Origin of the sequence: Vibrio mangrovi, from assembly GCF_024346955.1 — a bacterium.
GTDB classification, from domain to species: Bacteria; Pseudomonadota; Gammaproteobacteria; order Enterobacterales; family Vibrionaceae; genus Vibrio; species Vibrio mangrovi.
In genome coordinates this window covers 519,925-543,687 of record NZ_AP024883.1, presented here as the reverse complement: position 1 = coordinate 543,687, position 23,763 = coordinate 519,925, and the positions used below count along the sequence as shown (strand labels likewise).

The window sequence follows — 23,763 nt, the reverse complement described above, 5'->3', positions numbered from 1 at the left end:
AAAATATGCCCGATGAATAGGATTTTCGATGAAACTGTGGAAATACTTTTTGATCACAATCATCAGCCTTTATAGTCTGAATATGAATGCAACCCCGGTCGAACTGGATCGCATGGCCGTGATTGTCAATGACAGTACTATTTTAACCAGTGATATAGATACTGAAATCAAACTGTTTAAAGCGAATGCCGCACACAACAACCAGACACTCCCACCGGATAGCGTCATTCGTACCCAGGTAATAGATAAACTCATCACTGATACCCTGCAAAAGCAGGAAGCAAATCGTATCGGTGTAAAAATTGATGATAATCGCCTTAATCAAACCATTGAAGATATTGCTAAACAGAATGATCAAACAGTACCAGAGCTGAGAGAATCCATAGAAAAAGCAGGTGTCAGTTACACCACCTTCAGAGAAAAAATCCGTGATGAGATTGCAATATCAGAAGCCCGTAATGCACTTGTTCGTCGTAGGATCAACATATTACCGGCAGAAGTTGAATCTCTGGCGACAATTCTGAATCAGGAAACTGATACCTCAGTTCAGTACAAAATCAGCCATATCCAACTGCGTATCGACAGTGATAGTGATAGTGATAAATCCAAAGTTGAAGCTCTGGCAAAATCAATAGTCCGCAAATTAGCCAACGGTGAAAGTTTCAGAACACTCGCACTTACCTATTCAAAAGGTCCCAAAGCTTTGGAAGGCGGAGACTGGGGATGGATGAGAAAAGAGGAAATGCCGACGATTTTTGCAGATCAGATCAAAATGCAAAGTAAGGGAACCATTATTGGTCCATTCCGTAGTGGTGTCGGCCTTCATATACTGAAAATAGATGATGTGAAAGGACTACAGACCGTCTCAGTCACTGAAGTGAATGCCCGTCATATTTTGCTTAAAACCTCAATCATTCTAAGCGATGCCGGAGCAAAGAAAGAATTGAAATCGTTCATTCAAAAGATCCGTAATAAAGAAGCGACTTTTGGCGAACTTGCTGAACAGTATAGTCAGGATCCGGGGTCGGCATCGCAGCAAGGTGAACTAGGTTATCAATCACCGGATATCTATGTACCGGAGTTCAAACATCAGGTGGAAACCCTGCCAGTCGGTCAAATCAGTGAACCATTTAAAACGGTTCACGGCTGGCACATCGTTGAAGTTATTGGGCGCCGTCAGGTAGACAAAACTGACGCAGCTCAAAAGAATAAAGCTTATCGTATCTTGTTTAATCGTAAATTCAACGAAGAGTCCAGCACGTGGATCCAGGAACTGAAAGCAAGTGCTTTCATCGAAACACTCAAGGATGATTCATATGACAACTAAACGCATTGTAGTGACCGCTGGAGAGCCAGCCGGAATTGGCCCGGATCTGGTTCTGGCACTTTCACAGGAAGACTGGTCACATCAAATCATCGTGTGTGCCGATAAAGAGCTGTTACAACAACGGGCAACCTTACTGGGTATCGATGTTGAACTCTATGATTATGATGCGACACAACCACCAAGGGCACAAAAATCCGGCTCTCTCGTGGTAGATCATATACCTCTGGCAGCACCAGTAACCGCAGGACTGCTGGACGAAAAGAATGGCCGATATGTGCTGCAAACACTGGAACGGGCAACCGAAGGATGTATGAACGGTGAATTTGATGCTGTCGTGACCGGCCCGGTTCATAAAGGAGTCATTAACCGTTCAGGAGTTGCGTTCAGCGGACACACGGAATTTTTTGCGGAAAAATCAAATACTCCTCTCGTGGTGATGATGCTGGCAACAGAAGGCCTCCGGGTTGCGTTAGTAACAACGCATATCCCACTAGCCTATGTATCAAAAGCAGTAACGAAAGATCGTCTCCAGCACATCATCCGGATTCTTCACAAAGATCTGAAAGAAAAATTTGCTATTGATGATCCTAATATTTACGTGTGTGGTCTCAACCCTCATGCTGGTGAGGATGGCTGTCTGGGACATGAAGAGATAGAGACTATCACGCCAGCACTAGATGAGCTGAGAAATGAAGAGAATATGAGACTGATCGGGCCTCTGCCCGCTGATACGATATTCCATGAGAAGTACCTCGAACAGGCTGATACCATTTTGGGGATGTATCATGATCAGGTTCTCCCTGTACTAAAATATAAAGGATTCAGCCGTTCGGTAAATATAACTCTGGGACTTCCTTTTATCCGGACTTCGGTTGATCATGGAACAGCATTAGATCTAGCCGGGACTGGCACTGCCGATACCGGCAGTTTAAAAACGGCTTTGCAACAAGCCATCGAATTAGTAAACAAAAAACAAAGTAATTAATGATGATGAAAAATGATGTCCACTTAGGGCACAAAGCCCGAAAACGCTTCGGTCAAAACTTTCTCAATGATCCCTATATCATTGATGGTATTGTTTCTGCTATCAATCCGAAGCCCGGACAGAATCTGGTCGAAATCGGTCCCGGACTGGGGGCTCTGACTGAACCTGTCGGTAAAGAAGTGGATAAACTCAGTGTCATAGAACTGGATCGGGATCTGGCAGAACGCCTGAAGAATCATCCAGATCTGAAAGATAAGTTAACGATTTATGAGGCCGATGCGCTGCGTTTTGATTTTAACCAACTGGTACATTCTCAGAACAAATTACGCATCTTTGGAAATCTTCCTTATAACATCTCAACACCATTGATGTTCCACCTGTTTGAATTCCAGAACAAAATTCAGGACATGCATTTCATGCTGCAAAAGGAGGTCGTAAATCGACTGGCAGCAGGCCCTGGAACAAAAGCCTATGGACGTCTGACTGTAATGGCTCAGTACTATTGTAAAGTAATTCCGGTACTTGAAGTACCGCCGGAGTCATTTGTACCACCACCTAAAGTTGATTCGGCAGTCGTCCGACTAGTCCCACATCAAGAATTACCTTATCCTGCAAAAAATATGAAATGGCTCGACAGAGTCTGTCGTGAAGGGTTTAACCAACGCCGTAAAACTGTACGGAATTGTTATAAATCGTTAATCGATGCATCAGTTTTAGAAGAACTAGGCATCAATCCGGCCAGCCGCCCGGAAAATCTGTCGCTGAGTCAATTTGTAGCGATGGCCAATTGGCTGGACAGCAATCACAGTTAGCATATTCACTGCCGCGGAGGAAACTTCGCGGTACGGCCGAACAAGGAGGTTATATGGATATATCTAAACCGTGTATAAAAGTGCAGGTTCATACCAAATATATCCCTGAACAGTCACTCCCGGAACAAGACCGATATATTTTTGCCTACGTTATTACTGTCAAAAATCTCAGTCAGGAAACCGTTCAACTTATCGGACGAAGATGGCTGATCACCGATGCCAACGGGAAACAGATGTCTGTTGAGGGAGAAGGTGTCGTTGGAGAACAGCCGGTCATTGAATCAAATGATGAATATACCTATACCAGTGGAACTGCTCTTGAAACACCCGTCGGAGTAATGCAGGGGCAATACATCATGCATGACAGCGAAGGACAAGAGTTTACCGCAGAAATCGACCCCTTCCGTCTCTATGTGCCTCACCTTTTAAATTAAGAAGGATAACGAATTGGCAAATTATATTGTTGGCGATCTTCAGGGATGTCTGGATGAACTGGAATCCCTTCTTGCCAAAGTTGACTTCTCTCCCAGGCACGATCAACTCTGGATCGCCGGCGATCTGGTTGCCAGAGGGCCAAAATCTCTCGAGACCCTGCGATATATCAAGTCATTAGGGAACTCAGCAAAAACTGTACTGGGTAATCATGATCTCCACCTGCTATCCATAGAACTCGGTGTTCATCCACTCAAAAAGAAAGATCGCACAGCATCGATATTCCAGGCTCCTGACAGAGGTGAACTAATCGAATGGCTGAGATTTCAGCCACTTCTACTGGAACATCAGGATTTTGTACTGTGTCATGCAGGCATTTCCCCTCATTGGGATCTTCCGACTGCCCGTCAGGCAGCTCAGGAAGTAGAATCCATTCTCCAAAGTGACCAATGGCCCTGGCTCATCGAAAACATGTATTCGAATATGCCAAATCAGTGGCATAACTCACTCAAAGGGCTGGAACGTTATCGTTATATTATCAATGCATTTACCCGCATGCGTTTCTGTACGCCGGATGGTGCTCTGGATATGGATTGTAAACTGCCACCATCAGAGGTCAATTCACATCAATTGATCCCCTGGTTTGATCTACCAAGACGCTCACCAATAGAAAAGCGGATCATTTTCGGTCACTGGGCAGCTCTGGAAGGTTGCGTCAGAAAAGACGTGATTGGGCTGGACACCGGTTGCGTCTGGGGTGGCACATTAACAATGATCCGATGGGAAGATCAGCAACTCTTTCGCCAACCGGCAATGTCCGGAATTCAGGTCGGGTAACCGCCTGATTCCGGTATAAAATCAGCCGTTATTTTTCTCTAGTATGACAAATGACATGTCATAGGCATTCTTTGAATCCTGAACATACTCTTCACGGTATGTTTCATTCCAATCCGGGCCAATCTCAGGAAACTGGGTGTCTCCGTCAATCTCAGCCTGAATATATGTCAGATACAGCCTCGATGCCATTGGTAAACAAGTATGGTAAATACTTCCTCCACCTATCACCATGACTTCTTCAGCCTGAGCAGCCAATGTCAGAGCGCTTTCAAAAGAGTCGGCAAGATCAACCCCTTCTGCATGAAAGTCATGATTGCGGGTAATCACGATGTTCTGTCGTCCGGGAAGTGCCCGGCCAATCGACTCAAACGTTTTTCTTCCCATAATAATGGGTTTTCCCAACGTACAACGTTTAAACCAGGCAAAATCAGCAGGCAAATGCCAGGGCATCTGATTTTCTTTACCAATCACACGGTTACTGGCCATTGCCGCTATCATACTAATAACCATAAAATTCCGCCCACCGAAATAGAAAATAAAGCGTTATTCTATCGGGATTACAGCACGTGGCAATCTTAAACAACCGGCTTTCTCCGATAAAACAATAATCCGGGTACAGCCAGACCGACAGCCAGACCCGCAATAATAAACATTGCTTTCAGGAAGTTTTCCATTAAGACCGTAAAGAGTTCCGGAGTAAAACCAAGATGGTTAATTTCGACCATCGCAATCATTGCCCGGTAAGTAAATACACCAGGAACCATCGGAATCAGTGCGGCAACAGTAAATACCTTAGGATGAGCAAGAAAGCGGTGAGACCAATGTACACCGATCATACCGACCAGCGTTGCAGCAAAAAATGTTCCCCACTCAATCGGCATACCGTATTTCATCAAAAGGAAACGGCATCCGTGACCAATGGCTCCGCCCAGAGCACAATATTTTAATGCCGGAGCAGGCACATTGAAAACCAAGGCAAACCCAACTGCAGGGATCGACGCAAAAAACATGTCATTCAGCAGTCCCAACAGTAAATTCACGATCATATCTGTACTCATCATTACCACCCCGATACACCAGTAACAAACATCGCCGCAATAATTCCCAGACAGGTTGAAAGTGTCAGAAGAGAAGCAATCATGAACCGGGCTATTCCTGTATTCGCATAACCTTTAAGCATATCTGCGACTGAATTGATCAAAGGGAATCCAGGGACAAGCATTAAGACAGAGCAAGCCATAACCAGAGTCGGGTTATTCCCCCAATGATAGCTCACCGCCTGAGCTGAAATCAGAGAAGTCACAAATGCTGTCGCGGCAAAATTAAGCAGTGGATTAAAATGTCTTTGGGCAATCTCCTGTCTGACAAACATCCCGACAGAAGAGGCAACAAAGGTTGCAGCAAAGATAATCCAGTCTCCTCCGGCTAAGCGACTGAATGAAGCACAGGAAAAGCCAATCATCACCAACACCAGCCAACGATTGTACCGCTCCGGTGTAATTTGATTCAGCTTCTGCTGGGCAATCTGATGATCAACAATTCCTTTTTCCATCATGATGCAGACTCGCTGAATCTGAGTCACCGCCTTCATGTTAATTCCACGATCCTGGCAACGACGTGCAGTCGTAATACAGTGGGCATCATGGACAGTTGTAACCACCAGAGAATTAGCCGTGAGAGCGACTTCGACTTCATCCATCCCACTGGCAATCCCCATTCGTCTCATAATATCAGCAACCAAAGTACTCTCTGCACCATGTGCCAACAGCATTTGTCCGGCCTGTGCTATCAGGCGTGATACCAATCTCTGCTTAGATGTCATGATTCCATTCCCAACCCTAATCCATTCATAAACGACATGAAAAACAAAGTTTGCCTGAAAATCATACGCTGAAAAATGATTTAGACAAAAAAAACCGCAATAAAAATCGCGGCTTAAAAAATTAAATAGATTGGTTACTCCCGGACATAAATAACATGACCATCGTCGTTATCGTCATCATCATCGTCCCAGTCGTCATCCCAGTCTTCAGTGATCACGTTAGAACCACTCATTGCTGTCTGATGATAATCATCCCACATAAACTCAACTTTTTCTTCTTCAGACAACTCCGGAGTCTCTTTAGGTAATGATTCCATGAAGTCAGCAAGCTTCATACACAGCTCTCGAGTGCCCTGTTTATTGATTGCTGAGATTTTGAAGTATTCACCATCCCAATCAAGCTCATCCAGTACTGACTGAATGATCTCTTCTGCTTCTTCTTCGAGGAGTAAGTCGACTTTATTAAACACCAGCCAGCGCGGCTTATGCGATAATTTGTCATTATACTGATTCAGTTCATCCACAATGATTCTGGCATTTTCAGCCGGATCACTTTGATCAACCGGTAATAAATCGATCATATGTAACAGCACGCGGCACCGCTCAAGGTGTTTCAGAAAACGAATTCCCAAACCAGCACCATCTGCGGCACCTTCGATCAATCCGGGAATATCGGCAACCACAAAGCTTTTCTCAGGGACAACACTGACGACACCAAGACTGGGAACAAGTGTTGTAAACGGATAATCAGCCACCTTCGGTTTTGCCGCAGAGACAGCCCGGATAAATGTTGATTTTCCTGCATTAGGTAACCCCAACATGCCGACATCGGCCAGCAGAAGCAGTTCTAAGCGGATTTCACGAACTTCCCCTTTGGTCCCTAACGTTTTCTGTCTTGGCGCCCGGTTGACAGAAGACTTGAAACGGGTATTTCCCAACCCATGCCAGCCGCCTTTGGCAACCATCAGCTTCTTACCGTGTTCGGTCACTTCACCAACAACTTCATTGGTGTGGATATCAACTGCACGAGTCCCGACGGGTACACGAAGGATCTTATCTTTCCCCCGTTTTCCTGTACAGTTACCTCCCCGGCCATTTTCTCCACGCTCAGCTTCATAGAAGCGCTGAAAACGATAGTCGATCAGTGTATTCAGGTTTTCATCAGCGAGAATATAAATATCGCCGCCGTCACCACCGTCACCACCGTCTGGCCCGCCTTTCGTGACGAATTTTTCACGCCAGAAACTGACAATACCGTTTCCGCCATCACCCGCCTGAATCTTTACGACAGCTTCATCAACGAATTTCATCTTTCACTCCGCATCATTTGCGTTGCAACATCATCTCATGTATTGATGCTATAAACTTTAGCAGAACTCCGGCTAAACCATTCACGGCATCTTAAGAAGATCTTATCCGGATCAAGGTCTGGAACACACCTGACAACCGGGATTAATTCTAAGTCGCTACTTCAAGGCCAGACTGTGAAATCTCATAAGATCTCCAACAACCTGAGTTTACAACCATGAAAACGACTTACTAATTTTAAATAAACAAAAAACCCCACCATACGGCAGGGCTTTTAAATTCATCAGGAAACTAAAATTATTCAGCTTCGATACTAACGAACTTGCGGTTCTTAGGACCTTTTACTTCGAATTTCACTTTACCGTCAGACAAAGCAAAAAGAGTATGGTCTTTACCGATACCTACGTTAGTTCCCGCATGGAATTTTGTTCCACGTTGGCGAACGATGATGTTACCTGCCAATACAGATTCACCACCAAAACGTTTTACACCAAGACGTTTACTTTCTGAATCGCGGCCGTTACGAGTCGAACCACCAGCTTTTTTGTGTGCCATTGTTAAACTCTCCTACTTAAGCGTTGATTGCAGTGATCTTCACTTCAGTGAACCACTGACGGTGACCTTGCTGCTTGCGAGAATGCTTACGACGACGGAACTTAACGATTTTCACTTTATCGCCACGACCGTGTTGTACAACTTCTGCAGTCACTTTACCACCTTCAACAAGTGGTGCACCAACTGTAATTTCTTCGCCATTAGCAACCAGAAGAACTTTATCAAATTCAACTGTTGCACCAGTTTCAACGTCTAATTTCTCTAAACGAAGCGTTTGACCTTCGCTTACACGGTGTTGTTTACCACCAGATTGGAAAACAGCGTACATATTTTACTCCGCTCTTTCCGCACAGCCACACTACTGTTTGAGTAATTTTGGGTGTGCGCTAAACTAATCATCAATAGGGCGCAGATTCTACGCGAATGATGTTTTTAAAACAAGCTCTATTTTTAAAAAATTGGTGAAAAACAAATCACAGGACAAAAGTGTCCGAAGCTCGGCATTATAGCATGTATTCATCCCTGCCTTTTAGTGTATTATGACCTGATTCAAAGAATATTATTTCCTGACAAAAATTGAACTTCAGCCGGATTTACAATGGATTTTAAAACTATCCAAGCACTCACTGCCGACGACATGGCAAAAGTCAATGAAACGATTCTTGCCCAGCTCAACTCTGACGTCTCATTGATCAACCAACTTGGCTTCTATCTTATTAGTAGTGGCGGCAAACGACTTCGCCCTCTGTTAGCTGTCCTTGCTGCCCGAGCTCTGGGCTACCAAGGAGATGCACATACGAAAGCCGCAGCTTTCATTGAGTTTATACATACGGCAACATTGCTTCATGACGATGTCGTTGATGAATCCGATATGAGACGTGGTAAAGCAACCGCAAATGCAGCTTTTGGCAATGCTGCCAGTGTGCTGGTCGGCGACTATATCTACACTCGATCATTTCAAATGATGACTCAACTCGGTTCACTGCGTGTTCTGGAACTCATGAGTCACGCCGTCAACGTAATCGCTGAAGGAGAAGTCCAGCAGTTGATCAACTGCAATGATCCGGATATCACCGAAGACAATTACATGCAGGTGATCTACTCAAAAACCGCCCGGCTATTTGAAGCCGCAACCCAGGTTGGCGCAATACTCAGTGAAGCTGACTCTGAAACGGAGCAAGCACTGCAAGATTACGGGCGTTATCTGGGAACCGCATTTCAGTTGATTGACGATTTGATGGATTACACATCCGACGGTGACGAAATGGGGAAAAATGTCGGCGATGATCTTGCCGAAGGAAAACCGACGCTTCCGTTACTCCACGCTATGCAGACAGGCACACCGCAGCAAGCGCAGATCATTCGGGATGCGATTGAAAAATCCAACGGCATGGATCATTTGGAAACAATACTCCAGATTTTAGAGCAAACAGGCTCTCTGGACTATACACAGCAAAAAGCTCAGAAAGAAGCCGACAAAGCGATTCTGGCACTGAATATTATTCCCGATAGTGAGTATAAAGAAGCATTGATCTCACTGGCTCACTTAGCCGTTCACCGAACAAAGTAAACACTCCGGCGGTAATGAAAAAAGCTGGCAAAAGCCAGCTTTTATGCATTTGGTATATTCTGAATGCCGAATGAAGATTTATGCGACGAAATCAATTCCGGTCTGAATGTCACCATTCAACGTTTCCAGCATGCCTTTCAGAGCATCTTGTTCAAACTGGCTCAACTCACCATAGCTAAGCACTTCTTCAACGCCATCTTTTCCTAGTTTCACCGGTTGAGCAAAGAAAGGTGCAAGTCCGTTATCACTTTCGATGTACGCACATTCGATAACATTGGGTTCACCCTGAAGTGCTTTGACTAAAGACAATCCAAAGCGGCATGCAGCCTGCCCCATCGATAGTGTTGCACTACCGCCACCGGCTTTTGCTTCAACAACTTCAGTTCCTGCATTCTGAATTCGATATGTTAAAGATGCAACTTCTTCATCAGAAAACTCAACATCTTTCACCTGAGACAGCAATGGAAGGATTGTTACACCAGAATGCCCGCCAATAACCGGAACCTCAACATCCTGTGGATTCTTTCCTTTCAGCTCACCAACAAAAGTTTCTGAACGGATCACATCCAGAGTGGTAATCCCAAAGAGCTTACGCTTGTTGTAGACTCCCGCCTTTTTCAAGACTTCGGCAGCAATAGGAACCGTTGTATTAACAGGATTGGTAATAATTCCAACACACGCATCAGGACAAACAACCGCAATTTTCTCGGCAAGAGACTTCACAATACCGGCATTGACATTGAAAAGATCCGAACGATCCATGCCGGGTTTACGTGCAACACCCGCAGAGATCAAAACAACATCGGCACCTTCAAGCGCCGGCGTTGGATCTTCTCCGGAATATCCATTGATTGAAACAGGCGTTGGGATATGACTCAAATCCTTTGCAACTCCGGGAGTTACAGGCGCAATATCATAAAGCGCAAGATCTGAACCAGCAGGTAGATGATTTTTCAATAACAGAGCGAGGGCTTGACCGATACCGCCAGCGGCACCAATAACAGCGACTTTCATTGTAATTCTCCTTGAGAGTTTTCTCTCGATATTTCTTGTAGGGTCGTTTATGCAACTGGATAAAAAGCTATAGCAATTACAACTTTATTACAATTGACTAGAGCCAGCTTTGCGAAGTGACGCAAAAACCAGAGTCACGAAACTGCCTGAGCAAGCATTCCCCACAACATTTTTCTATATTATACAAAACGTTATGTTTTATACATCCATTAATATGAAATAACTTACAACTGATTATCTCTTCTGATTTTAAATCAGTTGGAGCATTGTGCATAACTATGCGAAAATATTCAAAGGATACATGAGGCCCGGACTGGCCTTCTGTAGTAATTTTTATAACCAGTAAGGTTAATGCCTTCGGCTAAAGAAGACCTTGACTAAGTAATTTTATGAAAAACGTAGATAAACAAGACCTGCTAGTGCGCTCATTTAAAGCGCTGCTGAAAGAAGAACGGTTCGGTTCTCAGAGCGACATTGTCGAAGCCTTGAGAAATGAAGGATTCGAAAATATAAATCAATCCAAAGTATCCAGAATGCTGACAAAATTCGGAGCTGTCCGGACCCGCAATGCAAAAATGGAAATGGTGTACTGTCTTCCGGCTGAGCTGGGTGTACCTACAGTTTCAAGCTCTTTACGGGAACTTGTTCTTGATATTGACTACAACCCAGCCTTAGTGGTGATTCATACCGGTCCTGGTGCAGCTCAGTTGATTGCCCGTCTGCTGGACTCTCTCGGCAAATCAGAAGGTATTCTGGGTGTCGTTGCTGGGGACGATACAATTTTTATCACACCTACCCGTCAAATTTCCGTGGAAGATCTACACCAGTCCGTATGCGAACTTTTTGAGTATTTCGGATAACATTTCCAGAATAAAACACTAGAGATAAGCAGGGTTACACATTCACCTTTTGACCAATCAATGTGATATATATCACACCTTTAGCATCTCTAGTGTTTTGATTTTACTGAAATTTAACTTATTGATTCCAAAAGCCAATTCAATAACACCATTCCAAATATTCCTCTGATATTTTTGTCAGATGTATAACTTTTATTAACAATATTTCAATTCTGTGCCAATTTTTTGGTATTATCTGCCCACTTTTCGAGTCGTTATGGAAAAGTTGCTGTTTCTCCATGGGAACTCTCGACAGTCTATATTCACTGAAGAGACAACAAGCAAAAAGGAAGGGATATTCATGGTATTGAATAAAATTATGAAGCTCAGCGCTATTGCTGCAGCAGCTATTGGTGCAAGTACAGTCGTCAATGCGCAAGAGTTCATTACGATAGGAACAGGGTCCGTTACCGGTGTGTATTACCCCACTGGTGGCGCAATCTGTAAACTCGTCAATAAAGATCGCAAGGAACACAGTATCCGTTGCTCCGTTGAGTCAACCGGCGGTTCCATTTACAACGTAAACACCATTCGTGCAGGTGAACTTGATTTTGGTATCGTTCAGTCTGACTGGCAATATCACGGCTACAACGGCACAAGCAAATTTGCTGAGCAAGGTCCTTATAAAAAACTACGAGCAATGTTCTCTCTTCATACAGAACCGTTTAACGTCATTGCCCGTACCGATGCTCATATCAATAATATCAAAGATTTAAAAGGAAAACGTGTCAACATTGGTAACCCAGGTTCCGGAGACCGGGCGACAATGCAGGTTGTCATGGAAAAAATGGGCTGGACAAAAGACAGCTTTAAACTGGCTTCAGAACTGAAAGGTTCCGAACGCTCTCAGGCATTATGTGATAATAAAATTGATGCCTTCATTTATGTTGTCGGCCATCCAAACGGCTCTATCAAAGAAGCAACCACATCGTGTGATGCAAAACTTATTCCTGTAACGGGTCCGGAAATTGACAAGATTGTCTCAGAGAACCCTTACTATACTTATACGAATGTACCAGCCGGTATGTATCGTGGTACGGATCAGGACACTAAAAGTTTTGGTGTTGCTGCAACATTGGTGACCAGTGCCGATGTACCGGACAACGTTGCTTACAATGTTGCAAAAGCTGTGTTTGAAAACTTTGATACTTTCAAACGTCTTCACCCAGCCTTTGCCCACTTGAAGAAAGAAGACATGGTCAAAGCAGGGATTTCTATCCCGCTACATCCAGGGGCTGTCAAATACTATAAAGAAGTTGGCTTGTTAAAATAAAACCTCCCCAAGCTAACACGCTGAGAAATCATGAGGAGGCAAATCGCCTCCTCATTCATATTTTGGTATTGCAATAAGCGATAATTCATTTTCGCAATACCGTTTCTGGCTTTCCGCTCGTTTCCGAAAGTCATGGTGCAACAATAATCATTAGACCATCAATAATAAGGATAACGTACATGACGCAGGCATCTCAAAATGTGCAGGATATGGTGGCTCAGGCTGATACAGGCGCCCGGAATCCAAAAGGCCTTGCAGGCAGGATACTTTGGGTTGTTCCGGTCTGCTGGTCATTATTCCAGCTTTGGTATGCATCTCCGCTACCATTTATTTTTGACTTTGGCGTTCTCAACGACACACAGGCTCGCTCGATCCATCTGATGTTCGCAATTTTTCTTGCGTTTACAGCCTATCCGGCGATGAAAAACTCCTCCAGAGATCATGTTCCTCTGGCAGACTGGATACTAGCACTGGTTGGTAGCTTCTCTGCAGCATACATCTACCTATTCTATGAAGAGCTGGCCGGACGCTCCGGCGCTCCAACCACCGTTGATATTATCGTTGCCGTAGCAGGCATGATTTTACTCCTTGAAGCAACCCGCAGGGCTTTAGGTCCACCACTGATGATGGTTGCGATCGTTTTTCTGGCATATACCTTTGCCGGACCTTATATGCCTGAGGTTATTGCTCACAAAGGCGCCAGCCTGAATAAAGCGATGTCTCACCTCTGGCTGACGACCGAAGGTGTTTTCGGTGTTGCTTTAGGCGTATCGACCTCATTTGTGTTCCTGTTTGTGCTCTTCGGTGCCATGCTGGAAAAAGCCGGAGCCGGAGCTTATTTCATTAAAGTCGCATTTTCACTACTGGGGCATATGCGTGGCGGACCAGCTAAAGCAGCGGTGGTTGCTTCCGGATTATCCGGACTGGTTTCAGGCTCCTCGATTGCCAATGTGGTAACAACCGGTACTTTCACCATTCCGTTGATGAAACGGGTAGGATTTCCTGGAACTAAGGCCGGTGCAGTTGAAGTCGCAGCGTCAACCAATGGTCAGCTAACCCCGCCAATTATGGGTGCAGCGGCTTTTCTGATGGTCGAATACGTTGGTATTTCTTACGTTGAAGTTATTAAGGCTGCCGTTCTTCCAGCCCTGATTTCTTATATTGCTCTGATTTATATTGTTCACCTGGAAGCATGTAAGTCAGGAATGACCGGCCTGCCCCGCCGTAAAACAGTGACACTACTACAGAGCATTCTATCCTTTAGCGGAACCATTCTGGCGCTCGGAGCAATTAGTGCTGCGGTTTACTGTGGTGTCGGCTGGACGAAAGAAGCTTTCGGCGCAGCTGCAACTCCGCTTCTCACTCTCATCCTGTTGGCAGCTTATGTCGGTCTGGTCAAAATCTCCTCCCAATATGCCGATCAGAGTATAAATATCGATGAAGATCTACAGGAAGTTCCCGATCCGGGACCAACCCTGAAATCGGGGCTGCACTTCCTGCTGCCAATCGTGGTTCTTGTCTGGTGTTTGACCGTAGAGCGCTTCTCTCCGGGACTGTCTGCATTTTGGGCAACCGTATTCATGATTTTCATTCTGCTCACACAGCGTCCGTTAATGGCGCTCATGAATAAGTCCGGAGACATTTCAGCTCAGGCTAAAGCAGGTTTGGATGATTTTCTCGAAAGTCTGGCATCCGGTGCTCGCAACATGATTGGGATCGGTGTTGCAACGGCTGCGGCTGGTACTGTCGTAGGGGTTGTTACTTTAACCGGTATCGGGCTGGTGATGACTGACTTTGTCGAGTTTATTTCCGGCGGCAGCGTCATCATGATGCTGATCTTTACTGCGGTCATTAGTCTGGTTCTGGGAATGGGCTTACCGACGACGGCAAACTATATTGTCGTGTCGACACTGATGGCCCCGGTAATCGTCACTCTGGGTGCACAGCATGGTTTGATCATTCCGCTCATCGCAGTTCACCTGTTTGTGTTCTATTTCGGTATTCTGGCAGACGATACGCCACCTGTCGGCCTGGCTGCTTTTGCGGCGGCGGCAATCGCCAAATCAGACCCAATCCGGACCGGTATTCAAGGTTTTACCTACGATATCCGAACCGCCATTTTGCCATTCATGTTCGTGTTTAATACCCAGCTACTGTTAATCGGTGTAGATACCTGGTGGCACTTAATGCTGACCATCTTCTCGGCAATTACAGCCATGTTGCTTTTCTCCGCTGCGACTCAGGGCTGGTGGTTTACCAAAAATAAATGGTGGGAGACAGTCCTGTTACTTGCGCTCACCTTTACTTTCTTCCGTCCAGGCTTCTGGTGGGACATGATTTATCCGGAGCATGAACTTTATCCGGGAACTGCAATTTACGAAGTTACCGATAAGCTTCATCCGGGAGAAACTTTGGAAATGGTTGTTTCAGGCGATACCATGAGTGGTGACCATGTGACAAAAACCGTCCAGTTGCCTTTTGATGATCGTGCTAAAACTGCCAGCGACAGAGTCAGTTCAATGGGGCTGATCCTAAGCCAGAAAGAAAACGGCATGTTTGTAGACATGGTCGAATTCGGTAGCCCGGCAGAAGCGTCCGGTATCGATTTTGACTGGCAAATCGATTCGATCATCGTTGCAACCGAACGTCCAATGAAAGAATGGGTGTTTATTCCGGCACTATTCCTGACGCTGTTACTAATCTGGAATCAAAAACGCCGAATGAAATCATCAAAATAGATGCCACGTCAATATGCCTGACATATGTCAGGCATATAATTACCAGAGTTCTGGCTATAGAGGTCACTAACCATGTACAAACACATTCTTGTACCTGTTGATTTAAATGAAGAAGGCTTTGCCGATAAAGCTGTCGAAATGGCCGTCTGGCATGCAAAAAATTCCAATGCCGAAATACATCTTCTGAATGTTCTGCCCGGTATTCACATGTCGATGGTTTCAACCTATTTTCCCAAAGACGCCGCAGCCCAGATGAAGGCAGATGTTAAAGCTCAGCTCAAAAGATTTGCCGAAGCGCATATTGATGAAGAGGTGGTTTATCATCTGCATATTGCTGAAGGAAAACCCTACAGCACTATTTTGGATTATGCGGAAAGACTGGGAAGCGATCTCATCATCATGCCAAGCCATAAACGTTCCAGAATTGATAAAGTCGTTTTAGGTTCGGTAGCCAGTAAAGTCGTACAGAATTCACCGATTCATGTATTGGTTGTGAAACCACAAGAGAGTTAATTCCATTCAGAAAGGGCGTGCCAAGCACGCCCTTTTCTTATCATATCATCAACCTCAGAGAGGAAAGTGCGTCACGCATATACCTTCACTCAAACCAATCTGACAGCTTTCTTCCTGCCCATCCAACTGAACTGTTAAACCATACAGATCCTTATTGTCAGGATGTTCCGGATCGAAATAACGAGGCGCCTCAACCTGAAAAAGCGCACTCGCCTGATGACTTCTCATATAAATCGGCACCTGATAGGTCATTCCATCAAATTTAATTGCAGCGGAAACCAGTCCCGGTTTCAGCATTTCAAAATAAATATGCACCAACAGTTCACAACCGCCACCATAATGCCATACCTGTTCAGTGGTTAAGTGGGTCAGCCGGACATGACGAATACACTGTAGGTAAGGCTCTCGCCATATGCCCATACGTGGGTCATAGTGGCGTACCGGTTCTTTCCCCAGAAAACAAAGAGGATGCTGAGATGTTTCTACCAGCAGATCATCATCCGGCTCCAGAAAAAGAATCTCGAACCGGTTTCTTCCCGGCTGAAGTAATGGTCTGATATCTTTCTTATACACGGATGACTGACCATCACAGTCAAAAATTGCGGCACCATTCAAACGCACTTCAGCGTAATGATCGATACCTTCCAGAACCAGATCAACGCCGGCATAGCTCAGCAAGTCATTATCAACTTCGATGTCATGCATCAGATGCCATTCCTGAGCGGCAATATCTTCTTCAGAAAGTGTAGTCGGGAGAATTTGACTTAAGGGAGCCGGGAAACAGATATCATCCTGAGGAACAGAGAGATCAGTCAGCGGAGAAAGCTGCCAATACCCTGCCAGTGAATATTTCATATGTCATAACTTGTTCTAGATCAATTTTCTCATTATATACAGGTCTGATTCAAATTGATTGTAATTTTGCAGAGGTCGGATGAAAAGGTATAAAAAAACCAGCGCTTATTCGCTGGTTCTCTGTTTTACTCTTCGTCGTCGTCTTCGTCATCATCCGGATAAAGCGCATCTTCACCTTCGTAATAGGTTCCCCAACCGTCATAAATGATGTCATATTTCTCTGCCAGATGAATTAATTTCTCAGCCTGAGCATCGATTGTATCCGCGTTTAGAGCAGACTGCATTGTTGCATCACAGCAGAATAAAGGCTGACCATCTTCATCTTCCGCTTCTTCTGCTTCAAGCACTTCAAAACCCATCTTAAAAGCCTCTACAACGGCTTTTTCAAGCTGAGCAAAATCCTCTGCAAACAGATGATGTTCAATCTCATATAATGCTTCAGGATCACTGCCGTCTTCCAGTAACGCCTGGATGATTTCCCGGGTGTCTTCTTTCTGTAGTTCGATCAGCGATTCTACAGAAACATAATCGTCTTCATGGGACATACTTCATACTCCAGCTATTAATTAAAAATATTGATGATCAATCCGTCCCACCAACAGTGATTGCATCCAGTTTTAAGGTCGGCTGTCCAACTCCGACAGGTAAACTTTGTCCGGATTTGCCACAAACCCCAACACCTTTGTCAATCTGTAAGTCATTACCAACCATAGAAACCTGCTGCATCGCTTCAATCCCTGAACCGATCAATGTTGCCCCTTTGATTGGTCGTGTTATTTTTCCTTTCTCAATTAAATAGGCTTCAGAGGCAGAAAAAACAAATTTTCCCGAGGTAATATCAACCTGACCGCCACCAAAGTTTGGCGCATAAACGCCCTTCTCAACGGTCGCAATAATTTCTTCCGGCGTATGTTGTCCGGGAAGCATATAAGTATTGGTCATTCTCGGCATCGGCAAATGGGCATATGACTCTCTGCGACCATTTCCTGTCGGAGATGTTCCCATCAGGCGGGCATTGAGTTTATCCTGCATATACCCTTTCAGGACACCATTTTCGATCAATACATTGTACTGCCCGCGAACACCTTCATCATCGATATTCAATGAGCCTCGCCGATCTTTCAGGGTGCCATCATCAACAATCGTACAAAGATCAGAAGTCACTTTCTGTCCGACTTTACCGGAGAACACCGAAGATCCTTTACGGTTAAAATCACCTTCGAGACCATGACCAACCGCTTCATGAAGCAAAACTCCCGGCCAGCCAGCTCCCAAAACCACAGGCATTGTACCCGCAGGTGCCGCAACTGCTTCCAGATTAACCATCGCCTGCCGGATAGCTTCATCAGCAAACTCATACGCTACGGATACACCGTTGCTGTCCGCAAGAAAATAGTCGTAGCCGACCCGGCCACCGCCACCGGCACTTCCTCGTTCACGCCGATCACCTTTTTGCGCCAGCACACTGATCGAGAGTCTTACTAACGGACGAATATCACCGGCATAAGTCCCATCCGTTGCTGCGATCAAGACCTGATCATACACACCACTCAAGCTAATCGAAACTTCCTGAATCAACGGCTCTCTGGTCCGGATATACGCATCCAGTTCCTTCAGTAATGTAGTTTTTTGCTGCTTTTGCCAGCTATCCAGAGGATTACACATTCCGTAATAATCCTGGATATTACTCCGCGAAAATGACCGAACCTGATGCTGGCCGGTCTGGCCCTGACGGGTAATTCCCCTTGCAGCCGTTGCACTTTGTTGTAATGCTTCTTCAGTGAGCTGATCCGAATAAGCAAATCCGGTTTTTTCGCCACTAACAGCCCGAACACCGACACCCCGGTCGATGTTAAAAGATCCATCTTTAATCAACCCGTCTTCCAGAACCAGCGATTCATGCCAACTGGACTGAAAATAAAGATCCGCATAATCGATCTGCCGGGTCATCATATTCGACAATGTTCGCTCGATGAATTGCTCAGAAAGCCCGGTCGGATGAAGCAGTGCTTCTTCTATACGCTCAATTGTCATAATTCGCTCTTCTGTTCCAAAAACTGATTCCCAAATCTTGTATGAGATAACACAGGCATCGAAGTTCTAATCTGTGCTAGTAAATCAAGATCAATATCGACTACCAGAGTCGCTGCGGTTTGTTCCAGACTCGCCACAATATCTCCCCAAGGACTGACTACCATCGAATGCCCCCAGGTTTCACGTCCTCCCTCATGAACTCCGCCCTGATTCACTGCGACAATCCAACACTGGGTTTCAATTGCTCGAGCTCTCAGTAAAACCTCCCAGTGTGCACGCCCGGTAACCGCAGTAAAAGCTGCCGGGACCAGAATAATCTGGGCACCTTGCTGGCGTAACGCAGAGTAGAGATGAGGGAAACGAATATCATAACAAATAGAAAGCCCCAACTCACCAAACGGTGTTGACGCCAACCGGACTTCCGAACCGGGGACAAAAATGTCAGACTCCCGGTAATGCCGGTGTCCATCCGCGACATCAACGTCAAACATATGCAGCTTATCATAAGATGCAACTAATTGACCGTCAGAGGAATACACCAGCAGTGTTGTTGTCACACCGTCTTCAGTTTTCACCGGAAAACTACCGATCACAAGCCAGACTGAAAACGATTTTGCGATTCGGGCAAAAGCCTCCTGCAAAGGACCTGCACCCAGAACTTCTGCATAATGATGGTAATCCCGTTTCGACCCGAATACGATGGCATTTTCTGGTGTAACAATCCACTCAGCACCTTGGGCAGTTAACACTTCTATCTGCTTTTCAATCCACCGGATGTTGTGCTCCGGATCAGGTCCGGATGTCATCTGAATTAAACCGACTCGGCTCATTGTGCGGCTCCTTGCTTCTGTTGCTGTGCCTCTTCACGTAATTTTTCCGGTGGTTTGAACTCTCCTTTACTCCGGGAGATTTCCTTCACGACCGGATGGTCGATAGGACCTTTCACTTCGTAGTTCACTTCAGTGATAACCTCAACAACCGGGGAAATCACGGTTGTTATCGCCAAAACATACAATGCAGTGACCGGGTTGACGGCAAAGGCACTTAATACCGGGATTCCGGATGTCATATCTGGCACAAAATTCACTTCAGCATCAATTGTTTTTGCAGTCAGATCAACCATTCCCTTGATAGTCATATCTCCGGCAAGTGCGTCCATCTTAATATCATTGGTCACAAATATACCGTGTGATATTTCTCCGGTACCTTCAATTGAATCAAAGGCCATTCCCTGGTCAAAAACATCGCTAAAGTCTAACTGCATCTTACGAATGATGGAGTCCAGACTAAATAACCCCAGAAAACGTGCCGCACCACTCACATCCGATATAGTTCCTTTGCCAAGTTCCGAACTGACAGTCCCTTGCAGTGTATCGCTCCTGGCTGCCCATGGTGCCCCATCCCACTCCATCTGACTATTCATTGAAAACGGAGCATTCTGTATACCGGAAGTAATCCCGAAACGCTCCATCAGGTCACTGTTATTGTCACCTTTTAAGTTCATATTCAGCACTGTATGGGATTGTTCACCGTCAAGTGTCCATTGCCCATTGGCATGAATTTCATTGCTACCGCTGACGATATCAATACTCTTCCATGACAGCGCTTTCCCCTGTCTCTGGAAGTCCATGTTCAACCGACCGACTTTGTATCCCTGAAACCAAAAATCCTGAATCACCAGTGTCAGGTTCGGCATCAGTTCATGAAACTGGCGATCAAACTCAGTAATGATCGCTGAATTCTGGCGGCTTTCATCAATAAACAGAGACTCATTATCTTTCCGCTGTTCCAGAGCCGGAATGTATAAATGTAGTTGCTCCAAAGCGACACTCAGATCATAAGGCTCAATATAATTGGCTTTTCCCTGAACTTCCTGACTTTTTACATCCATCCGCCAGCCAAAGCTTTTATGCCGGGCCAGAAAATCCACATCATGCCATTCCAGAGTTGCCAGTGTCAGATCTTTCACCTGAGCTTCGACATGATCCGGAATCGGGATCTGTGGCATTGATACCGATGCTTTCAACTTCGTTTTCGGACCTCCGGAAACATTTTCGTCTTGTCCAAGCAACTCTATCCATTGATCCATATTAAAATGATCCAGACGAACGGATGCAGAATGGCCCGCCATCGGACTCACTTTGAAACTACCATTGCCCAAGATCAGATTCGTTGCAGTGAGGACTGGCTCCGGCCCGGTAATATCAATTTCTGTCTGGTATTTTGCATGGGGAACCTGTAACCGGGCACTGATCGTTTCCTGATTACCTGAAACCTGTAATAACGCTTTTCCTTTCTCTTTGCGTTTTTTATTTAACGGATAAGGATACCGACTGGCAATCGCTTTCAAATCAGTATTCAGATTTGCCTGATAAGAGAAGCCGACATCATTGAGCTGGATATCAATTCCCATCTCCCATGGCGCATGCCCGGAAAGCGGCTGAATCCATTTTTTGCCGACATACGTCGCCAGTGGTGTCACTTCCCAGTCACCAATCGTATCAATATGAACATTGTATCCTTTATTGCCACTTTCTCCCTGAAAGTCCAGCGAGACAGGCTGACCCAACATCTGTCCCTGAAGAGCAGAAGCCGTGACAACATCGTTATCAAAGCGGATACGACCAGATACTTTTCGTAAATCCAATGACGGAGACTGGATTTCAACCCGGTTATTCTTTAAGTCAGCCCATCCCCATGCTCTGGCATCTTTGCTGGTGTCAAAAGGAATATTGAGCTGAAATTCTGATTGCACATTCTCCTTCACCTGAACGGCAGTCAGTGCTGCACCAACAGAATCAACCAGAGGTGTCGAAGTCATAAAATCCCGGAGAGCATTTCCCTGAGCTTCCGCTTTCGCCTCAATTTCGATGTGTCCTGAACTCATTAAAGCAGGAATCCGTCCAGTAATTCGTTGTGCATTGACATCCATCAGACGAGCCTGCCGAGAATCCAGATACATCGCATCATTCTGAAACAGCAGATTCACCTGTAGATCAGTTAAAGGAGGCCAGGCGGTATTGTAGCTAAAACGTGCATTCTTCAACCCGACCCATGCCTGAAAAATACCGTTATTCTTATGGTAAGGGAAATCTTCCAGCCTTCCGTACCACAATAATTTCGCCGTCTTTACATCTCCGGCCTGAATGGCAGTAGAAAGATAATCGGTCAGCTCATCACCTAACGCTCTGACCGGAAGATAACGCCATGTTTCTCCGGCCTGAAAGAGGTCCACTTCGGAATAAAATGACAGTAACGGACTTTCATTCCGGAAAAAATCCAGCTTAAACTCACCGACGGTTTGTAAATCAGGCGTGCTGACTGCCACTTTATCTGACCATAACGACCAGCCATCAGGTGTCGACTGCCATACCAGATTCACATTCCCTTTACGGATGATCAACGGCGCCTGAAACACATCCCCATAAGGTAAAGTATCATCATCCATACTGGCCCGAATGACGGCTTTTTCTGTATTGCCACGGATGCTTGCCCGCAGATGATGAGTTTCTGGCAATAGATACCACTGTGAAATAGCTCCGTCAGCGAGCTGAGCTGAGTATTGCTGAATTCCCTGCATATCCCCGGCCAAGCGGATATCGTGCAGCGTTCCTCCGGGCTTGAGTTGATCGAGCATCCCCTGTAGCTGTTCAGACAGAGGCATCCGTTTGACCAGCGGAACCAGAGAAGCAATGTTGATCTCTCCGATATTAACCAGCCAATGTTCAGGCTGCCACTTCATCGAAAAATTGAGTTCCGGCCACTGAGTCTCATCGGTTTGAAAGATAACGGACTGGGCTTGAACCACAATACTACCGTCTTTCGGAATAAGGCGGAATACACCATCCTGCATATGTAGATGGTGATCTTTCTTATCAGCTGCACCTGAGTTGATGGCGGATATATCGGACCAAAACAGATCGGAAGGCCGGACCTGAACATAACCATCTTCAGGTATATTGTGTTTCAGTGTGAGCCATCCATTGAAACTCACCTGTCCGCTGTGAATACCAATCTCTTTCTTCAGATACCGGGTTAACCATGGGCCAAGACTGATATTGTCGGAACTGACATAAAACTGCCCGGAAATATCCCGGAATGAGTCAAAATCTTCAAAATCAGCACGTACTGAAAGAGAGTTAATTCCAGTATTGGCAACACTCACCATTCCCTGAGCACGGTGACGATGTCCGTCGTTCTGCCACTTCAGTTGAGAGATATCCAATTGCCGGATATCACCAGACATTGAGCGATAACGAATAGAAGAATTCAGCACGGAAAAATCATCAAGCTGACGCAAGAAAACGTTATCCAGATAGCGGATAGTTTCAAGTTGTGCTTTTTTTTCTTCATCCAGATTGCGGGTGCCGGAGGGAATATCCTGTTGAAACAGGTCAAATGAGCTGACGTCCAGTTTAGATTGATGAATCACCAGATTGGCAATTACCGGTTGCCATTGCAGAAGTGATTTAAATAAATCAAATTCAATATCGACGCTATCAGCTGCAAAACGAATATTAGACGTCTCAGGTAAATGAGCCTGAAATCCCTTCAGAGAAAGAGAAGGATGGCGGTTACGCCAAAAGCCCTGAATATCACTCACAGAAAACTGAATTTCAGCCTGCCGGTTCATCCATTCCGTCATCGGCACCTGATATTGATTCATGTGAGGCAATGCGATCCTCAAGGCTGAAATCAGGATAGCGAGCAGGACTAAAAGGCTTAACAAAAGCCACAGTAACGTTCGTACCACACGAGAAACCATAAAACGCACAATTATCCTACTCTG

General features: G+C 45.4%; 22 protein-coding genes. 10 read left to right on the top strand and 12 right to left on the bottom strand.

Annotated elements, in window-relative coordinates:
• Positions 1–28 precede the first annotated feature (28 nt).
• Genes surA through apaH form a run of 5 tightly spaced genes read left to right on the top strand, consistent with a single transcriptional unit; the run spans position 29 to position 4,393 of the window.
• Positions 29–1,327, top strand: coding sequence for a peptidylprolyl isomerase SurA (surA, locus tag OCU74_RS02320; RefSeq protein ID WP_087482471.1), 1,299 nt, complete (start codon positions 29–31; stop codon positions 1,325–1,327).
• On the top strand, positions 1,317–2,312 hold the full coding sequence (gene pdxA / locus OCU74_RS02315) for a 4-hydroxythreonine-4-phosphate dehydrogenase PdxA (protein ID WP_087482470.1): 996 nt from the start codon (positions 1,317–1,319) through the stop codon (positions 2,310–2,312). The genes surA and pdxA overlap by 11 nt, the downstream gene beginning before the upstream one ends.
• A 5-nt stretch (positions 2,313–2,317) precedes the next feature.
• Positions 2,318–3,124, top strand: coding sequence for a 16S rRNA (adenine(1518)-N(6)/adenine(1519)-N(6))-dimethyltransferase RsmA (gene rsmA, locus OCU74_RS02310; protein ID WP_087482547.1), 807 nt, complete (start codon positions 2,318–2,320; stop codon positions 3,122–3,124).
• Between the two features lie 53 nt (positions 3,125–3,177).
• Positions 3,178–3,558: a Co2+/Mg2+ efflux protein ApaG gene (gene apaG / locus OCU74_RS02305; RefSeq protein WP_087482469.1), complete on the top strand. Its 381-nt coding sequence runs from the start codon at positions 3,178–3,180 to the stop codon at positions 3,556–3,558.
• Between the two features lie 13 nt (positions 3,559–3,571).
• Positions 3,572–4,393: a bis(5'-nucleosyl)-tetraphosphatase (symmetrical) ApaH gene (apaH, locus tag OCU74_RS02300; protein WP_087482468.1), complete on the top strand. Its 822-nt coding sequence runs from the start codon at positions 3,572–3,574 to the stop codon at positions 4,391–4,393.
• 21 nt (positions 4,394–4,414) lie between these two features.
• Here the strand turns inward: apaH and folA are convergent, their stop codons facing one another.
• From folA to rplU, 6 genes are all read right to left on the bottom strand, one after another.
• Complete coding sequence (folA, locus tag OCU74_RS02295; RefSeq protein ID WP_087482467.1) at positions 4,415–4,903, bottom strand: type 3 dihydrofolate reductase; 489 nt, start codon at positions 4,901–4,903, stop codon at positions 4,415–4,417.
• A gap of 65 nt (positions 4,904–4,968) precedes the next feature.
• The gene (locus tag OCU74_RS02290; protein WP_234993627.1) at positions 4,969–5,454 is read right to left on the bottom strand and encodes a threonine/serine exporter family protein; all 486 of its coding nucleotides are present in this window, start codon (positions 5,452–5,454) and stop codon (positions 4,969–4,971) included.
• Positions 5,454–6,215: a threonine/serine exporter family protein gene (locus OCU74_RS02285; protein WP_087482465.1), complete on the bottom strand. Its 762-nt coding sequence runs from the start codon at positions 6,213–6,215 to the stop codon at positions 5,454–5,456. Before OCU74_RS02285 ends, OCU74_RS02290 begins: the two co-directional genes overlap by 1 nt.
• Before the next feature lie 134 nt (positions 6,216–6,349).
• Entirely contained in the window at positions 6,350–7,525 is a 1,176-nt protein-coding gene (cgtA, locus tag OCU74_RS02280; RefSeq protein WP_087482464.1) for an Obg family GTPase CgtA, read from the bottom strand.
• A 295-nt stretch (positions 7,526–7,820) separates the two neighbouring features.
• Positions 7,821–8,078 (bottom strand): 50S ribosomal protein L27, encoded by a 258-nt coding sequence (gene rpmA, locus OCU74_RS02275; RefSeq protein ID WP_014205843.1) that lies wholly within the window; start codon positions 8,076–8,078, stop codon positions 7,821–7,823.
• A gap of 16 nt (positions 8,079–8,094) precedes the next feature.
• Complete coding sequence (rplU, locus tag OCU74_RS02270; RefSeq protein WP_087482463.1) at positions 8,095–8,406, bottom strand: 50S ribosomal protein L21; 312 nt, start codon at positions 8,404–8,406, stop codon at positions 8,095–8,097.
• A 270-nt stretch (positions 8,407–8,676) separates the two neighbouring features.
• Here rplU and ispB point away from each other — a divergent pair, with 270 nt between their 5' ends.
• Positions 8,677–9,648, top strand: coding sequence for an octaprenyl diphosphate synthase (gene ispB / locus OCU74_RS02265; protein ID WP_087482462.1), 972 nt, complete (start codon positions 8,677–8,679; stop codon positions 9,646–9,648).
• A gap of 78 nt (positions 9,649–9,726) precedes the next feature.
• On the opposite strand, the gene mdh is transcribed toward ispB, so the two are convergent.
• Positions 9,727–10,662, bottom strand: coding sequence for a malate dehydrogenase (mdh, locus tag OCU74_RS02260; RefSeq protein WP_087482461.1), 936 nt, complete (start codon positions 10,660–10,662; stop codon positions 9,727–9,729).
• Positions 10,663–11,051: 389 nt separating this feature from the next.
• On the opposite strand from mdh, the gene argR reads away from it, so the two are divergent.
• The 4 genes from argR (at position 11,052) to OCU74_RS02240 (ending at position 16,085) form a co-directional block, all read left to right on the top strand.
• Complete coding sequence (argR, locus tag OCU74_RS02255; RefSeq protein ID WP_087482460.1) at positions 11,052–11,522, top strand: transcriptional regulator ArgR; 471 nt, start codon at positions 11,052–11,054, stop codon at positions 11,520–11,522.
• 340 nt (positions 11,523–11,862) lie between these two features.
• The gene (locus tag OCU74_RS02250) at positions 11,863–12,834 is read left to right on the top strand and encodes a TAXI family TRAP transporter solute-binding subunit (protein ID WP_087482459.1); all 972 of its coding nucleotides are present in this window, start codon (positions 11,863–11,865) and stop codon (positions 12,832–12,834) included.
• Positions 12,835–13,013: 179 nt separating this feature from the next.
• On the top strand, positions 13,014–15,572 hold the full coding sequence (locus OCU74_RS02245) for a TRAP transporter permease (protein WP_087482458.1): 2,559 nt from the start codon (positions 13,014–13,016) through the stop codon (positions 15,570–15,572).
• 72 nt (positions 15,573–15,644) lie between these two features.
• Positions 15,645–16,085, top strand: coding sequence for a universal stress protein (locus tag OCU74_RS02240; RefSeq protein WP_087482457.1), 441 nt, complete (start codon positions 15,645–15,647; stop codon positions 16,083–16,085).
• A gap of 54 nt (positions 16,086–16,139) precedes the next feature.
• Here OCU74_RS02240 and OCU74_RS02235 read toward each other — a convergent pair whose 3' ends face one another.
• The 5 genes from OCU74_RS02235 to OCU74_RS02215 form a co-directional block, all read right to left on the bottom strand.
• Positions 16,140–16,940 carry a glycosyl hydrolase 2 galactose-binding domain-containing protein gene (locus OCU74_RS02235; protein ID WP_087482456.1) on the bottom strand — a complete coding sequence of 267 codons (801 nt, stop codon included), beginning with the start codon at positions 16,938–16,940 and terminating at the stop codon, positions 16,140–16,142.
• A 125-nt stretch (positions 16,941–17,065) separates the two neighbouring features.
• Positions 17,066–17,485, bottom strand: a complete 420-nt coding sequence (rraB, locus tag OCU74_RS02230) for a ribonuclease E inhibitor RraB (protein ID WP_087482455.1) — start codon at positions 17,483–17,485, stop codon at positions 17,066–17,068.
• 37 nt (positions 17,486–17,522) lie between these two features.
• Entirely contained in the window at positions 17,523–18,974 is a 1,452-nt protein-coding gene (gene tldD, locus OCU74_RS02225) for a metalloprotease TldD (protein ID WP_087482454.1), read from the bottom strand.
• The gene (locus tag OCU74_RS02220) at positions 18,971–19,804 is read right to left on the bottom strand and encodes a carbon-nitrogen hydrolase family protein (protein ID WP_087482453.1); all 834 of its coding nucleotides are present in this window, start codon (positions 19,802–19,804) and stop codon (positions 18,971–18,973) included. The genes tldD and OCU74_RS02220 overlap by 4 nt, the downstream gene beginning before the upstream one ends.
• Positions 19,801–23,739, bottom strand: coding sequence for a YhdP family protein (locus tag OCU74_RS02215; protein ID WP_087482452.1), 3,939 nt, complete (start codon positions 23,737–23,739; stop codon positions 19,801–19,803). Before OCU74_RS02215 ends, OCU74_RS02220 begins: the two co-directional genes overlap by 4 nt.
• Positions 23,740–23,763 lie beyond the last annotated feature (24 nt).

Coding starts and splice junctions, on each gene's coding strand:
- surA (WP_087482471.1), top strand. CDS start 29: ATGAAACTGTGGAAATACTTTTTGATCACAATCATCAGCCTTTATAGT.
- pdxA (WP_087482470.1), top strand. CDS start 1,317: ATGACAACTAAACGCATTGTAGTGACCGCTGGAGAGCCAGCCGGAATT.
- rsmA (WP_087482547.1), top strand. CDS start 2,318: ATGAAAAATGATGTCCACTTAGGGCACAAAGCCCGAAAACGCTTCGGT.
- apaG (WP_087482469.1), top strand. CDS start 3,178: ATGGATATATCTAAACCGTGTATAAAAGTGCAGGTTCATACCAAATAT.
- folA (WP_087482467.1), bottom strand. CDS start 4,903: ATGGTTATTAGTATGATAGCGGCAATGGCCAGTAACCGTGTGATTGGT.
- OCU74_RS02290 (WP_234993627.1), bottom strand. CDS start 5,454: ATGATGAGTACAGATATGATCGTGAATTTACTGTTGGGACTGCTGAAT.
- OCU74_RS02285 (WP_087482465.1), bottom strand. CDS start 6,215: ATGACATCTAAGCAGAGATTGGTATCACGCCTGATAGCACAGGCCGGA.
- cgtA (WP_087482464.1), bottom strand. CDS start 7,525: ATGAAATTCGTTGATGAAGCTGTCGTAAAGATTCAGGCGGGTGATGGC.
- rpmA (WP_014205843.1), bottom strand. CDS start 8,078: ATGGCACACAAAAAAGCTGGTGGTTCGACTCGTAACGGCCGCGATTCA.
- rplU (WP_087482463.1), bottom strand. CDS start 8,406: ATGTACGCTGTTTTCCAATCTGGTGGTAAACAACACCGTGTAAGCGAA.
- ispB (WP_087482462.1), top strand. CDS start 8,677: ATGGATTTTAAAACTATCCAAGCACTCACTGCCGACGACATGGCAAAA.
- mdh (WP_087482461.1), bottom strand. CDS start 10,662: ATGAAAGTCGCTGTTATTGGTGCCGCTGGCGGTATCGGTCAAGCCCTC.
- argR (WP_087482460.1), top strand. CDS start 11,052: ATGAAAAACGTAGATAAACAAGACCTGCTAGTGCGCTCATTTAAAGCG.
- OCU74_RS02250 (WP_087482459.1), top strand. CDS start 11,863: ATGGTATTGAATAAAATTATGAAGCTCAGCGCTATTGCTGCAGCAGCT.
- OCU74_RS02245 (WP_087482458.1), top strand. CDS start 13,014: ATGACGCAGGCATCTCAAAATGTGCAGGATATGGTGGCTCAGGCTGAT.
- OCU74_RS02240 (WP_087482457.1), top strand. CDS start 15,645: ATGTACAAACACATTCTTGTACCTGTTGATTTAAATGAAGAAGGCTTT.
- OCU74_RS02235 (WP_087482456.1), bottom strand. CDS start 16,940: ATGAAATATTCACTGGCAGGGTATTGGCAGCTTTCTCCGCTGACTGAT.
- rraB (WP_087482455.1), bottom strand. CDS start 17,485: ATGTCCCATGAAGACGATTATGTTTCTGTAGAATCGCTGATCGAACTA.
- tldD (WP_087482454.1), bottom strand. CDS start 18,974: ATGACAATTGAGCGTATAGAAGAAGCACTGCTTCATCCGACCGGGCTT.
- OCU74_RS02220 (WP_087482453.1), bottom strand. CDS start 19,804: ATGAGCCGAGTCGGTTTAATTCAGATGACATCCGGACCTGATCCGGAG.
- OCU74_RS02215 (WP_087482452.1), bottom strand. CDS start 23,739: ATGGTTTCTCGTGTGGTACGAACGTTACTGTGGCTTTTGTTAAGCCTT.